Source organism: Staphylococcus sp. EG-SA-15 (assembly GCF_017151895.1).
GTDB classification, from domain to species: domain Bacteria; phylum Bacillota; class Bacilli; order Staphylococcales; family Staphylococcaceae; genus Staphylococcus; species Staphylococcus aureus.
Genome location: NZ_JACVZN010000015.1, coordinates 25,150 through 40,405, shown reverse-complemented (window position 1 = coordinate 40,405; position 15,256 = coordinate 25,150). Strand labels below are relative to the sequence as shown.

The following is a 15,256-nucleotide window of genomic DNA, read 5'->3' as shown; positions in this document are numbered from 1 at the left end:
AATTGTTTAAGCATTGTTACACTAAAAAATGTAAATAACAATTGAACTTAAAGATAAAGAGGTGACAAGAATGAGCAGTATGAGAGCAGAGCGTGTTGGTGAACAAATGAAGAAGGAATTAATGGATATCATCAACAATAAAGTCAAAGATCCTCGAGTTGGTTTTATTACAATTACAGATGTTGTTTTAACAAATGATTTATCGCAGGCTAAAGTATTTTTAACTGTATTAGGTAACGATAAAGAAGTAGAAAATACATTTAAAGCACTTGATAAAGCAAAAGGCTTCATTAAGTCTGAATTAGGTTCTAGAATGCGATTACGTATTATGCCGGAATTAATGTATGAATATGATCAATCAATCGAATATGGTAATAAAATTGAACGAATGATTCAAGATTTACACAAACAAGATAGATAATTTAGTGTTAGGTATCTGGAAAATGTTTGATAATTTCTTAATATCGGTATATTAACATTAAACAGTTAATACATAGATGTGTAGAAATAGTTAACATTTTCCAGTTTTTTTATGAATAAATTCAGTTGATACGCTATTAAAATATATTTTAAAAAAGAAGGTGACTATATGTATAATGGGATATTACCAGTATATAAAGAGCGCGGTTTAACAAGTCATGACGTTGTATTCAAATTGCGTAAAATATTAAAAACTAAAAAAATAGGTCACACGGGTACGCTTGATCCCGAAGTTGCAGGCGTGTTACCGGTATGTATAGGTAATGCAACGAGAGTTAGTGATTATGTTATGGATATGGGCAAAGCTTATGAAGCAACTGTATCGATAGGAAGAAGTACAACGACTGAAGATCAAACGGGTGATACATTGGAAACAAAAGGTGTACACTCAGCAGATTTTAATAAGGACGATATTGACCGATTGTTAGAAAATTTTAAAGGTGTTATTGAACAAATTCCGCCAATGTATTCATCAGTCAAGGTGAATGGTAAAAAATTATATGAATATGCGCGTAATAATGAAACAGTTGAAAGACCAAAGCGTAAAGTTAATATTAAAGACATTGGGCGTATATCTGAATTAGATTTTAAAGAAAATGAGTGTCATTTTAAAATACGCGTCATCTGTGGTAAAGGTACATATATTAGAACGCTAGCAACTGATATTGGTGTGAAATTAGGCTTTCCGGCACATATGTCGAAATTAACACGAATCGAGTCTGGTGGATTTGTGTTGAAAGATAGCCTTACATTAGAACAAATAAAAGAACTTCATGAGCAGGATTCATTGCAAAATAAATTGTTTCCTTTAGAATATGGATTAAAGGGTTTGCCAAGCATTAAAATTAAAGATTCGCACATAAAAAAACGTATTTTAAATGGGCAGAAATTTAATAAAAATGAATTTGATAACAAAATTAAAGACCAAATTGTATTTATTGATGATGATTCAGAAAAAGTATTAGCAATTTATATGGTACACCCTACAAAAGAATCAGAAATTAAACCTAAAAAAGTCTTTAATTAAAGGAGATAGAATTTATGAAAGTCATAGAAGTGACACATCCTATACAATCTAAACAGTATATTACAGAGGATGTTGCAATGGCATTCGGATTTTTCGATGGCATGCATAAAGGTCATGACAAAGTCTTTGATATATTAAATGAAATAGCTGAGGCACGCAGTTTAAAAAAAGCGGTGATGACATTTGATCCGCATCCATCTGTCGTGTTGAATCCTAAAAGAAAACGAACAACGTATTTAACGCCACTTTCAGATAAAATCGAAAAAATTAGCCAACATGATATTGATTATTGTATAGTGGTTAATTTTTCATCTAGGTTTGCTAATGTGAGCGTTGAAGATTTTGTTGAAAATTATATAATTAAAAATAATGTAAAAGAAGTCATTGCTGGTTTTGATTTTACTTTTGGTAAATTTGGAAAAGGTAATATGACTGTTCTTCAAGAATATGATGCGTTTAATACGACAATTGTGAGTAAGCAAGAAATTGAAAATGAAAAAATTTCTACAACTTCTATTCGTCAAGATTTAATCAATGGTGAGTTGCAAAAAGCGAATGATGCTTTAGGCTATATATATTCTATTAAAGGCACTGTAGTGCAAGGTGAAAAAAGAGGAAGAACTATTGGCTTCCCAACAGCTAACATTCAACCTAGTGATGATTATTTGTTACCTCGTAAAGGTGTTTATGCTGTTAGTATTGAAATCGGCACTGAAAATAAATTATATCGAGGGGTAGCTAACATAGGTGTAAAGCCAACATTTCATGATCCTAACAAAGCAGAAGTTGTCATCGAAGTGAATATCTTTGACTTTGAGGATAATATTTATGGTGAACGAGTGACCGTGAATTGGCATCATTTCTTACGTCCTGAGATTAAATTTGATGGTATCGACCCATTAGTTAAACAAATGAACGATGATAAATCGCGTGCTAAATATTTATTAGCAGTTGATTTTGGTGATGAAGTAGCTTATAATATTTAGAGTTGCGTATAGTTATATAAACAATCTATACCACACCTTTTTCTTAGTAGGTCGAATCTCCAACGCCTAACTCGGATTAAGGAGTATTCAAACATTTTAAGGAGGAAATTGATTATGGCAATTTCACAAGAACGTAAAAACGAAATCATTAAAGAATACCGTGTACACGAAACTGATACTGGTTCACCAGAAGTACAAATCGCTGTACTTACTGCAGAAATCAACGCAGTAAACGAACACTTACGTACACACAAAAAAGACCACCATTCACGTCGTGGATTATTAAAAATGGTAGGTCGTCGTAGACATTTATTAAACTACTTACGTAGTAAAGATATTCAACGTTACCGTGAATTAATTAAATCACTTGGTATCCGTCGTTAATCTTAATATAACGTCTTTGAGGTTGGGGCATATTTATGTTCCAACCTTAATTTATATTAAAAAAGCTTTTTACAAATATTAACATTTATTATATGTTAAGCTAATATTGAGTGAATAATAAGGTTATAATGAGATAAAGATGATATAAGTACACCTAGAGTAATAATCAAGATATTAAAAATAAAGTATGTTTTTTTAAAAAATATAACTTATATTTATACTGATAAGGGTGGGACGATAAGTCTATTTTGTAAATAATAGATGGATATCCCGCTCTCTTTTTTTCCAATTCAATATTTTATAACTAATATTAAAATACGATAATAAATGATATGATATAACTATTAGATTCAAGAGAGGAGATTTATAATGTCTCAAGAAAAGAAAGTTTTTAAAACTGAATGGGCAGGAAGATCTTTAACGATTGAAACAGGGCAATTAGCTAAACAAGCAAATGGCGCTGTATTGGTTCGTTATGGAGATACAGTCGTGTTATCGACGGCAACTGCATCAAAAGAACCTCGTGATGGAGATTTCTTCCCATTAACAGTGAACTATGAAGAAAAAATGTACGCTGCGGGTAAAATTCCTGGTGGATTTAAAAAGAGAGAAGGACGTCCTGGTGACGATGCAACATTAACTGCGCGATTAATTGATAGACCAATTAGACCTTTATTCCCTAAAGGATATAAGCATGATGTTCAAATTATGAACATGGTATTAAGTGCAGATCCTGATTGTTCACCACAAATGGCTGCAATGATTGGTTCATCTATGGCGCTTAGTGTGTCGGATATTCCATTCCAAGGGCCAATCGCCGGTGTAAATGTGGGTTATATTGACGGTAAATATATCATTAACCCAACAGTAGAAGAAAAAGAAGTTTCTCGTTTAGACCTTGAAGTAGCTGGTCATAAAGATGCAGTAAACATGGTAGAGGCAGGCGCTAGTGAGATTACTGAACAAGAAATGTTAGAGGCGATTTTCTTTGGTCATGAAGAGATTCAACGTTTAGTTGATTTCCAACAACAAATCGTCGACCACATTCAACCTGTTAAACAAGAATTTATTCCAGCAGAGCGTGATGAAGCGCTAGTTGAACGTGTAAAATCTTTAACCGAAGAAAAAGGACTTAAAGAAACAGTTTTAACATTTGATAAACAACAACGAGATGAAAATCTTGATAACTTAAAAGAAGAAATTGTCAATGAATTTATCGATGAAGAAGATCCAGAAAATGAATTACTTATTAAAGAAGTTTATGCAATTTTAAATGAATTAGTGAAAGAAGAAGTTCGACGTTTAATTGCAGATGAAAAAATTAGACCAGACGGCCGTAAACCTGATGAAATCCGTCCATTAGATTCTGAAGTTGGTATTTTACCTAGAACGCATGGTTCAGGTCTATTTACACGTGGTCAGACTCAAGCACTTTCAGTTTTAACATTAGGTGCTTTAGGCGATTATCAATTAATTGATGGTTTAGGACCTGAAGAAGAAAAAAGATTCATGCATCATTACAACTTCCCGAATTTTTCAGTAGGTGAAACTGGTCCAGTACGTGCGCCAGGTCGTCGTGAAATTGGACATGGTGCGTTAGGTGAAAGAGCATTAAAATATATTATTCCTGATACTGCTGATTTCCCATATACAATTCGTATTGTAAGTGAGGTACTTGAATCAAACGGTTCATCATCTCAAGCGTCAATTTGTGGATCAACATTAGCATTAATGGATGCGGGCGTACCGATTAAAGCACCAGTTGCTGGTATTGCTATGGGTCTTGTTACACGTGAAGATAGCTATACGATTTTAACTGATATCCAAGGTATGGAAGATGCATTAGGTGATATGGACTTTAAAGTCGCTGGTACTAAAGAAGGTATTACAGCAATTCAAATGGATATTAAAATTGACGGTTTAACGCGTGAAATTATCGAAGAGGCTCTAGAACAAGCGAGACGTGGTCGTTTAGAAATAATGAATCATATGTTACAAACAATTGATCAACCACGTACTGAATTAAGTGCTTACGCGCCAAAAGTTGTAACTATGACAATTAAACCAGATAAGATTAGAGATGTTATCGGACCTGGTGGTAAAAAAATTAACGAAATTATTGATGAAACAGGCGTTAAATTAGATATTGAACAAGATGGTACTATCTTTATTGGGGCCGTTGATCAAGCTATGATAAATCGTGCTCGTGAAATCATTGAGGAAATTACACGTGAAGCGGAAGTAGGTCAAACTTATCAAGCCACTGTTAAACGTATTGAAAAATACGGTGCGTTTGTAGGCCTATTCCCAGGTAAAGATGCGTTGCTTCACATTTCACAAATTTCAAAAAATAGAATTGAAAAAGTGGAAGATGTATTAAAAATCGGTGACACAATTGAAGTTAAGATTACTGAAATTGATAAACAAGGTCGAGTAAATGCTTCACATAGAGCATTAGAAGAATAATATTTAAAGTCATATGACGACAATGTATCGTCATGTGATTTTTTTATGCCATTTTTTACGAAGTGATCCATTTTGAATTTGTTGTATTGAACATTTTAAAACGCTTTATTATTTTGTGTGCAACTGTTAATTATCCTGTATGTATAGTGATTAATAGTGTACATCAAGTGTTTTTTAACTTATAATGAATAGTGAGTTTATATATGGACGGGTAACAAATTTAGGAGGTAAGATTTTGAGTTTAATAAAGAAAAAGAATAAAGATATTCGCATTATACCATTAGGCGGTGTTGGCGAAATTGCTAAAAATATGTATATCGTTGAAGTAGACGATGAAATGTTTATGTTAGATGCTGGACTTATGTTTCCAGAAGACGAAATGCTAGGTATTGATATTGTTATACCAGACATTTCATACGTACTTGAAAATAAAGATAAATTGAAGGGTATATTCCTTACACACGGACATGAGCACGCGATTGGTGCAGTGAGTTATGTTTTAGAACAATTAGATGCACCAGTATATGGATCTAAATTGACAATAGCGTTAATTAAAGAAAATATGAAAGCCCGTAATATTGATAAAAAAGTTCGCTACTACACAGTTAATAATGATTCAATTATGAGATTCAAAAACGTGAATATTAGTTTCTTTAATACGACACACAGTATTCCTGATAGTCTAGGTGTTTGTATTCATACTTCATATGGTGCCATTGTGTATACAGGTGAATTTAAGTTTGACCAAAGTTTACATGGACATTATGCACCAGATATTAAACGTATGGCAGAGATTGGTGAAGAAGGCGTATTTGTCTTAATCAGTGATTCTACTGAGGCAGAGAAACCTGGATATAATACTCCGGAAAATGTGATTGAACATCATATGTATGACGCTTTTGCAAAAGTGCGAGGTCGCTTGATTGTTTCATGTTATGCTTCGAACTTTATACGTATTCAGCAAGTTTTAAATATTGCTAGCAAGCTAAATCGTAAAGTGTCATTTTTAGGAAGATCACTTGAAAGTTCATTTAATATTGCTCGTAAAATGGGGTATTTCGACATTCCTAAAGATTTGCTAATTCCTATAACAGAAGTTGATAATTATCCTAAAAATGAAGTGATAATTATAGCTACTGGTATGCAAGGAGAACCTGTAGAAGCCTTAAGTCAAATGGCGCAACATAAGCATAAAATTATGAATATCGAAGAAGGCGATTCTGTATTTTTAGCAATTACGGCTTCTGCTAATATGGAAGTTATCATTGCGAATACATTAAATGAGCTTGTACGTGCTGGCGCACATATTATTCCAAATAACAAGAAGATTCATGCTTCAAGTCATGGTTGCATGGAAGAATTAAAAATGATGATTAATATTATGAAACCTGAATACTTTATTCCTGTACAAGGTGAATTTAAAATGCAGATAGCACATGCGAAGCTAGCAGCTGAAGCAGGTGTTGCACCAGAAAAGATTTTCCTTGTGGAAAAAGGAGATGTCATTAATTACAACGGTAAAGATATGATATTAAATGAAAAGGTAAATTCAGGAAATATTTTAATAGATGGTATTGGTATTGGGGATGTAGGAAATATCGTGTTGAGAGACCGTCATCTTTTAGCAGAAGATGGTATCTTTATTGCTGTAGTAACGTTAGATCCTAAAAATAGACGTATAGCTGCGGGACCTGAAATTCAATCTCGTGGGTTTGTATATGTACGTGAAAGTGAAGACTTATTACGTGAAGCAGAAGAGAAAGTACGTGAAATAGTAGAGGCTGGTTTACAAGAAAAACGCATAGAATGGTCTGAAATTAAGCAAAATATGCGTGATCAAATTAGTAAACTATTATTCGAAAGTACAAAACGTCGTCCTATGATTATTCCAGTAATTTCTGAAATTTAATCAAAAAGTCATTAACATAAAAGAGGTCAGAACAAGTCACTGAAATATAATGGTTGTCATGGACAATTTACTTATATTTTATGATGGTCAATTGAAGGGGTAACGATTAATCTGTTATCTTAAGTAAATTGATACATAGATGATATTGTTCTAACCTCTTTCATCGTCTGTTTGGACTACATATTCTAAACATCAAATAGGAAATTATATATAATAACGTCGTTTTAACTAAGGCAACATAAGGAGGTGCGTCAATTGGCACAAGCAAAAAAGAAATCGACAGCTAAGAAAAAAACAACATCAAAAAAAAGAACAAATTCGAGGAAAAAGAAGAATGATAATCCGATACGTTATGTCATAGCTATTTTAGTAGTTGCATTAATGGTGTTGGGTGTTTTCCAATTAGGAATAATAGGTCGTCTAATTGACAGCTTCTTTAATTATTTATTTGGGTACAGTAGATATTTAACATATATTTTAGTACTCTTAGCAACTGGTTTTATTACATACTCTAAACGTATTCCTAAAACTAGACGAACGGCTGGTTCGATTGTATTGCAAATTGCATTGCTATTTGTATCACAGTTAGTTTTTCATTTTAATAGTGGTATCAAAGCTGAAAGAGAACCTGTACTTTCTTATGTGTATCAGTCATACCAACACAGTCATTTCCCAAATTTTGGTGGCGGTGTATTAGGCTTTTATTTATTAGAGTTAAGCGTACCTTTAATTTCATTATTTGGTGTATGTATTATTACTATTTTATTATTATGCTCAAGTGTTATTTTATTAACAAACCATCAACATCGTGAAGTTGCAAAAGTTGCACTGGAAAATATAAAAGCTTGGTTTGGTTCATTTAATGAAAAAATGTCGGAAAGAAACCAAGAAAAACAATTGAAGCGTGAAGAAAAAGCAAGACTTAAAGAAGAACAAAAGGCACGTCAAAATGAACAGCCACAAATAAAAGATGTGAGTGATTTTACGGAAGTGCCTCAAGAAAGAGATATTCCAATTTATGGGCATACTGAAAATGAAAGTAAAAGCCAGAGTCAACCAAGTCGAAAAAAACGAGTGTTTGATGCAGAGAATAGTTCGAATAACATCGTAAATCATCATCAAGCAGATCAGCAAGAACAATTAACAGAACAAACTCATAACAGTGTTGAAAGTGAAAACACTATTGAAGAAGCTGGTGAAGTTACGAATGTATCGTATGTTGTTCCACCGTTAACTTTACTTAATCAACCTGCAAAACAAAAAGCAACATCTAAAGCTGAAGTGCAACGTAAAGGACAAGTACTAGAGAATACATTAAAAGATTTTGGGGTAAATGCAAAAGTGACACAAATTAAAATTGGTCCTGCAGTAACTCAATATGAAATTCAACCAGCTCAAGGGGTTAAAGTGAGTAAAATTGTAAACTTGCATAATGATATTGCATTAGCTTTAGCAGCAAAAGATGTTAGAATCGAAGCGCCAATACCTGGTCGCTCTGCAGTAGGTATTGAAGTGCCAAATGAGAAAATTTCATTAGTTTCACTAAAAGAAGTTTTAGATGAAAAATTCCCGTCTAATAATAAACTAGAAGTTGGATTAGGAAGAGATATATCAGGTGATCCAATTACTGTTCCACTAAATGAAATGCCACACTTATTGGTGGCAGGATCGACGGGTAGTGGTAAATCTGTTTGTATAAATGGTATTATTACAAGTATTTTATTAAATGCTAAGCCGCATGAAGTTAAACTTATGTTAATCGATCCGAAAATGGTTGAACTAAATGTTTATAACGGAATTCCACATTTATTAATTCCGGTTGTTACAAATCCTCATAAAGCTGCTCAAGCTTTAGAAAAAATTGTAGCTGAGATGGAAAGACGTTATGATTTATTCCAACATTCATCAACTAGAAATATTAAAGGTTATAACGAATTAATCCGTAAGCAAAATCAAGAATTAGATGAGAAGCAACCAGAATTACCTTATATCGTTGTTATTGTAGATGAGCTTGCAGATTTAATGATGGTAGCTGGTAAAGAAGTTGAAAATGCGATTCAACGTATCACACAAATGGCACGTGCAGCAGGTATACATTTGATTGTAGCAACACAAAGACCTTCTGTGGATGTAATTACAGGTATCATTAAAAATAACATTCCATCTAGAATTGCTTTTGCTGTGAGTTCTCAAACAGATTCAAGAACTATTATTGGTACTGGCGGCGCAGAAAAGTTACTTGGTAAAGGTGACATGTTATACGTTGGAAATGGTGACTCATCACAAACACGTATTCAAGGGGCGTTTTTAAGTGACCAAGAGGTGCAAGATGTTGTAAATTATGTAGTAGAACAACAACAGGCAAATTATGTAAAAGAAATGGAACCAGATGCACCAGTGGATAAATCGGAAATGAAAAGTGAAGATGCTTTATATGATGAAGCGTATTTGTTTGTTGTTGAACAACAAAAGGCAAGTACATCATTGTTACAACGCCAATTTAGAATTGGTTATAATAGAGCATCTAGGTTGATGGATGATTTAGAACGCAATCAGGTAATCGGTCCACAAAAAGGAAGCAAGCCTAGACAAGTTTTAATAGATCTTAATAATGACGAGGTGTAAAAAAATGTCAGAAATGAATGCGGTATATAACGTTAAACAATACATTTTAAATTTGATTAAGCAAAATAAATTGGAATATGGTGACCAACTTCCAAGTAATTTATCAATTGCCAGAGAATTAAATGTAAAAACCGACGATGTTTATGAAGCAATTCAGGCATTGATTACTGAACAAGTCATTAAAGATAATTTTGAAGAGGGCACAAGTGTTAAGTCACTGCCCCCTTTCTTTTATCCATTGAATGAACTTATAAGTATTGGGCAAATGATTAAAAATGCAGGATTTGAATGCGGAACTGAATACTTAAATTTTGATGAGCAACCAGCAACTATGTTAGATGCAAATTTGTTGAGCGTTGAAGAAGGATATCCAGTAACCATTATAGAACGATTACGAACTGCCGATGGAGAACCGGTCGTCTATTGTTTAGATAAAATTGCTAAAAAAGAATTAACATGTACAGAGTATCAAATGAGCAATGGATCGATTCTAAGTGCGATAAAAGAACAAAGTAATCATAATATTTGTTATGCTGATACAGAAATTGAAGCGGTAAATTATGAACCTCGAATATCCGAAGTACTGAATGCTTCGCCACACGAAGGTTTGATTTTATTAAAAATTACGCACTATAATGAATCAGATGAACCTATTTTGTATTCATTAAATTATATGAAAAATAGCTTAGTTCAATTTAAAATCACTAGAAAAATATAGATGTAAGAAGATATAGAGGAGGCTATATATTTGAGTAGACAATCTCAACCAAATATACATATCAAAGTTTCACCAACAACTAAATTTAAAACAACTACTATAGTTTTTAAATTTATGGCACCTTTAGAATATGACACAATAACAGCTAGATCATTATTAAGCAAATTATTAGTTCGAGCAACTAAGAAATGGCCAACCGATAAGTCGTTTAATAATCACTTAGCCGATTTATATGGTGCGTATGTGAATAGTACAATTTCAAAATTCAAAGATCAGCATGTCATTACATTTTCATTAGAAATTGTTAATGAACGTTATTTAAGAAACGGTGAATCATTATTTAATCAAGGATTAGATTTATTACAAGAAATCATTTGGAATCCATTAATTGAAAATAAAGCATTCAATGATAATTTTGTTAACCAAGAGAAAACATTATTAGCAAAAAAAATAGAAGCAATGGTAGATAATAAAGCACAATATTCGTTTTTAAAATTACTCGACCATATGTTTGAAAATGAAGCATATAAATACTTATCTACAGGACAACTAGAACAAATCCCACATATTACTGCTGAAACACTATATCATACATATCAATCAATGATTAATAATGATCAATGTTCTGTTTATGTTGTCGGCAATGTAGAACCTGAAAGTGTTGAGAAACAAATACGTGAAAAATTTGCACTTAAACCATTCGATAAACATCAATTCCAACATTCTACTCATCATTTACACGATGAAGAAGTTGATTATATTGTTGAATATGATGACGTGGATCAAGCTAAATTAAATATGGGATACCGTTTTCCAACACAATATGGACAAAGTGGATATGCTGCCTTTGTTGTATTTAACATGATGTTTGGAGGAGATCCTTCATCTGTTTTATTTAATGAAGTGCGAGAAAAGCAAAGTTTAGCGTACTCTATACATTCACAAATTGATGGCAAAAATGGCTATTTATTTGTTTTGAGTGGGGTTTCAAGTGATAAGTACGAAACTGCAAAAGACACTATTATAAGTGAATTTGAAAAAATAAAAGCAGGAGATTTCACTGAAGAAAAATTAGAGTTAGCTAAAAAAGTAATCATTTCTCATCGATATGAATCTGAAGATCGTCCGAAAAGTATTATAGAGATTATGCATAACCAAATATTATTAGAGCAACCACAAAGCAAAGAAACATTTATAAATGATATACAGAAGGTAAGTCGCGAAGATATTGTTTCTGTTGCTGAAAAAGCATTTTTAGATACAATCTATGTGTTGACAAAAGGAGGGGATAAATAATGAAAGAGCGTTATTATGAATTAATAGACGAAAGAGTATTCGAACAAGAATTAGAAAATGGTTTACGATTATTTATTATCCCCAAACCAGGTTTTCAAAAGACATTTGTCACTTACACTACACAATTTGGTTCATTAGATAATCAATTCAAACCCCTTGGACAAGACCAATTTGTTACTGTACCTGATGGAGTTGCTCACTTTTTAGAACATAAATTATTTGAAAAAGAAGAAGAAGACTTATTTACTGCGTTTGCTGAAGATAATGCACAAGCAAATGCGTTTACAAGCTTTGATCGTACAAGCTACTTGTTCAGTGCAACTGATAATATTGAAAACAACATTAAACGTTTACTTACAATGGTTGAAACGCCTTATTTTACAAAAGAAACTGTTGATAAAGAAAAAGGTATTATTGCAGAAGAAATAAAAATGTATCAAGAACAACCTGGATATAAATTAATGTTTAATACATTGCGTGCAATGTATCAACAACATCCAATACGTGTTGATATTGCCGGTAGTGTAGAAAGTATATACGATATTACAAAAGATGATTTGTATCTATGTTATGAAACGTTTTATCATCCATCAAATATGGTTTTATTTGTTGTTGGTGATGTGAATCCAGAAGAAATATGTCGAATAGTAAAACAACACGAGGATGCTCGTAATAAAGTTAACCAACCCAAAATCGAACGAGGACTTGTTGATGAACCGGAGGATGTTAAAGAAGCATTTGTTACTGAATCTATGAAAATTCAATCACCAAGACTAATGCTTGGTTTTAAAAATAAACCATTACAAGAAGCGCCTCAAAAATATGTACAACGTGATTTAGAAATGTCATTATTCTTTGAGTTAATTTTTGGGGAAGAAACAGATTTTTATCAGAATTTATTAAACGAAGGACTTATCGATGATACATTTGGTTATCAATTTGTACTAGAGCCGACGTATAGTTTTTCAATCGTGACAAGCGCTACTGAAGAACCAGATAAATTAAAAAAATTATTATTAGATGAGTTGCGTGATAAAAAAGGCAATTTCCAAGATGCAGAAGCATTTGAACTTTTGAAAAAGCAATTTATAGGTGAGTTCATATCAAGTTTAAACTCACCTGAATATATTGCTAATCAATATACTAAATTGTATTTTGAAGGTGTTAGTGTGTTTGACATGTTAGACATTGTTGAAAACATCACGTTAGATAGTATTAATGAAACGTCATCGTTATATTTAAATTTAGATCAGCAAGTCGATAGTCGTTTGGAGATTAAAAAGTAATGAAAGCATTAGTATTAGGTGGTTCTGGTTCAATTGGTTCTGAGATAGTCAAACAATTATTAACTGATGGATTTGAAGTTTATGTGCAATATTATCGTACTGATATAAATGAATTAACTAGCAAATTTAATGATGATAAAGTTCGTTTTATACAAGCGGATTTATCTCAAACAATTGATATTGACAAAACATTTGGTGACATTAAATCATTAGACTGTTTAATATATGCAAGTGGTCAGTCTTTATATGGTGTTTTACAAGATATGAAAGACCATGATATTGATGCATGTTATCAGTTAAATGTCTTGCAATTAATTCGATTATGTAGATATTTCGTTGATGTTTTACGTCAAAGTGACAATGGAAGAATTATTGTAATTTCATCAATTTGGGGTGAGACAGGAGCTAGTATGGAAACTATTTATTCGACGATGAAAAGTGCACAATTAGGTTTCGTTAAGGCGCTTAGTCAAGAGCTTGCACTAACATCAGTGACAGTAAATGCTATCGCACCTGGATTTGTAGCCGGTAATATGGCAAGTGAGTGGCAAGAAGATGAACTTCAAGCAATGATAACTGAATTACCACAACAGCGATTGATTTTACCGAGTGAGGTTGCTCATACATGCGCCTATTTATATCACCCAAATGCTAGAAGTGTTACTGGAACTATACAGAAAGTTAATGGTGCTTGGTATATTTAAAATATAGAACTATTTTTATGAGCAAATGTTTTTATGATTGATGTTATAATATGAATATTACAATGAATCATAATTTGTTAATTAAACAAGGGGTGAGGTTCACCATGACAGTTGCAGAGAAAAAAGAATGGTACCTAGAATACGAAATTGAAATTAATAGACCGGGTCTTTTAGGTGATGTATCTAGTTTATTAGGTATGTTAGGTATAAGTATTGTTACAATTAATGGTGTTGATCAAGGTAAACGAGGCCTTTTAATTAAAACAGACAATCTTGAAAAAGTTGAACGTTTTGAGCAAATAGCTCGTGGTATAAATGAAATTGAAATAACAAAGCTTAAAAAACCAGAATTAAGAGACCGTCTTGCAGTAAGACATGGTAGATATATTGAGCAAGATGCAAAAGATAAGAAAACCTTTCGATTTGAGCGTGAAGATTTAGGCTTGTTAGTAGACTTTTTAGCTGAATTGTTCAAAGAAGAAGGTCATAAGTTGATTGGCATTAGAGGTATGCCACGAGTTGGTAAAACTGAATCAATTGTTGCGGGAAGTGTTTGTGCACATAAGAGATGGTTATTTATTAGTTCTACTTTAATAAAACAAACTGTACGTAGCTCTCTAATTAAAGGGGAATATGATGCCAATCATGTATACATTATTGATGGTGCAGTTACTGCCAGAGAATCTAATCCAAAACATCAAGAGCTTGTTAACGAAGTTATGACGTTACCATCAATCAAAGTCGTTGAACATCCAGATTTATTTGTTGAAACAAGTACTTGTACAATGGAAGATTTTGACTATATTATCGAATTGAGAGAAAATGAAAATCAAGAAATACATTACGAAGAAATGAAGAAACAGACAGTCCAAAGTAAGAATAATTTAGATTTTGGAGATCCGTTTGGTGGTGGTTTTGGTTTCTTCGAGTAAGTGTAAGGAGGCTATGAATTGAAAACGGTCGGTGAAGCGCTAAAAGGTAGACGTGAAAGGTTAGGAATGACTTTAACAGAATTAGAGCAACGTACTGGAATTAAACGTGAAATGCTAGTGCATATTGAAAATAATGAATTCGATCAACTACCGAATAAAAATTACAGCGAAGGATTTATTAGAAAATATGCAAGCGTAGTAAATATTGAACCTAACCAATTAATTCAAGCTCATCAAGATGAAATTCCATCGAACCAAGCCGAATGGGACGAAGTAATTACAGTTTTCAATAATAATAAAGACTTAGATTATAAGAGTAAATCAAAAGAGCCAATACAATTATTAGTAATCATGGGTATTACAGTTTTAATAACTTTATTGTTATGGATCATGTTAGTTTTAATATTTTAACAGAAATAAATTAGTGAGAAATGAGGATGTAT

At 32.5% G+C, this 15,256-nt stretch carries 13 protein-coding genes; all 13 read left to right on the top strand.

Features of this window, described 5'->3' with window-relative positions; all coding sequences use genetic code 11:
* The first annotated feature begins 70 nt into the window (after positions 1 to 70).
* Positions 71 to 421 (top strand): 30S ribosome-binding factor RbfA, encoded by a 351-nt coding sequence (rbfA, locus tag IDG64_RS08215; RefSeq protein WP_000097322.1) that lies wholly within the window; start codon positions 71 to 73, stop codon positions 419 to 421.
* A gap of 168 nt (positions 422 to 589) precedes the next feature.
* The gene (truB, locus tag IDG64_RS08210; protein ID WP_000282298.1) at positions 590 to 1,507 is read left to right on the top strand and encodes a tRNA pseudouridine(55) synthase TruB; all 918 of its coding nucleotides are present in this window, start codon (positions 590 to 592) and stop codon (positions 1,505 to 1,507) included.
* A 14-nt stretch (positions 1,508 to 1,521) separates the two neighbouring features.
* Positions 1,522 to 2,493: a riboflavin biosynthesis protein RibF gene (ribF, locus tag IDG64_RS08205; protein ID WP_000864185.1), complete on the top strand. Its 972-nt coding sequence runs from the start codon at positions 1,522 to 1,524 to the stop codon at positions 2,491 to 2,493.
* A 114-nt stretch (positions 2,494 to 2,607) separates the two neighbouring features.
* Complete coding sequence (rpsO, locus tag IDG64_RS08200; RefSeq protein WP_001018328.1) at positions 2,608 to 2,877, top strand: 30S ribosomal protein S15; 270 nt, start codon at positions 2,608 to 2,610, stop codon at positions 2,875 to 2,877.
* 369 nt (positions 2,878 to 3,246) lie between these two features.
* On the top strand, positions 3,247 to 5,343 hold the full coding sequence (gene pnp / locus IDG64_RS08195; RefSeq protein ID WP_000076690.1) for a polyribonucleotide nucleotidyltransferase: 2,097 nt from the start codon (positions 3,247 to 3,249) through the stop codon (positions 5,341 to 5,343).
* A gap of 235 nt (positions 5,344 to 5,578) precedes the next feature.
* On the top strand, positions 5,579 to 7,252 hold the full coding sequence (gene rnjB / locus IDG64_RS08190; RefSeq protein ID WP_000052590.1) for a ribonuclease J2: 1,674 nt from the start codon (positions 5,579 to 5,581) through the stop codon (positions 7,250 to 7,252).
* A 255-nt stretch (positions 7,253 to 7,507) separates the two neighbouring features.
* On the top strand, positions 7,508 to 9,877 hold the full coding sequence (locus IDG64_RS08185) for an FtsK/SpoIIIE family DNA translocase (RefSeq protein ID WP_206171302.1): 2,370 nt from the start codon (positions 7,508 to 7,510) through the stop codon (positions 9,875 to 9,877).
* 4 nt (positions 9,878 to 9,881) lie between these two features.
* Complete coding sequence (locus IDG64_RS08180; RefSeq protein ID WP_001293307.1) at positions 9,882 to 10,595, top strand: GntR family transcriptional regulator; 714 nt, start codon at positions 9,882 to 9,884, stop codon at positions 10,593 to 10,595.
* Positions 10,596 to 10,625: 30 nt separating this feature from the next.
* Positions 10,626 to 11,891, top strand: a complete 1,266-nt coding sequence (yfmF, locus tag IDG64_RS08175; protein WP_000089941.1) for an EF-P 5-aminopentanol modification-associated protein YfmF — start codon at positions 10,626 to 10,628, stop codon at positions 11,889 to 11,891.
* Positions 11,891 to 13,177: an EF-P 5-aminopentanol modification-associated protein YfmH gene (yfmH, locus tag IDG64_RS08170; RefSeq protein ID WP_000664769.1), complete on the top strand. Its 1,287-nt coding sequence runs from the start codon at positions 11,891 to 11,893 to the stop codon at positions 13,175 to 13,177. The genes yfmF and yfmH overlap by 1 nt, the downstream gene beginning before the upstream one ends.
* The gene (gene ymfI / locus IDG64_RS08165) at positions 13,177 to 13,881 is read left to right on the top strand and encodes an elongation factor P 5-aminopentanone reductase (protein ID WP_000646231.1); all 705 of its coding nucleotides are present in this window, start codon (positions 13,177 to 13,179) and stop codon (positions 13,879 to 13,881) included. The genes yfmH and ymfI overlap by 1 nt, the downstream gene beginning before the upstream one ends.
* A 104-nt stretch (positions 13,882 to 13,985) precedes the next feature.
* Positions 13,986 to 14,813: a YmfK family protein gene (locus IDG64_RS08160; protein ID WP_000214890.1), complete on the top strand. Its 828-nt coding sequence runs from the start codon at positions 13,986 to 13,988 to the stop codon at positions 14,811 to 14,813.
* Positions 14,814 to 14,831: 18 nt separating this feature from the next.
* On the top strand, positions 14,832 to 15,224 hold the full coding sequence (locus IDG64_RS08155; RefSeq protein WP_000859443.1) for a helix-turn-helix domain-containing protein: 393 nt from the start codon (positions 14,832 to 14,834) through the stop codon (positions 15,222 to 15,224).
* The last annotated feature ends 32 nt before the right edge of the window (positions 15,225 to 15,256 follow it).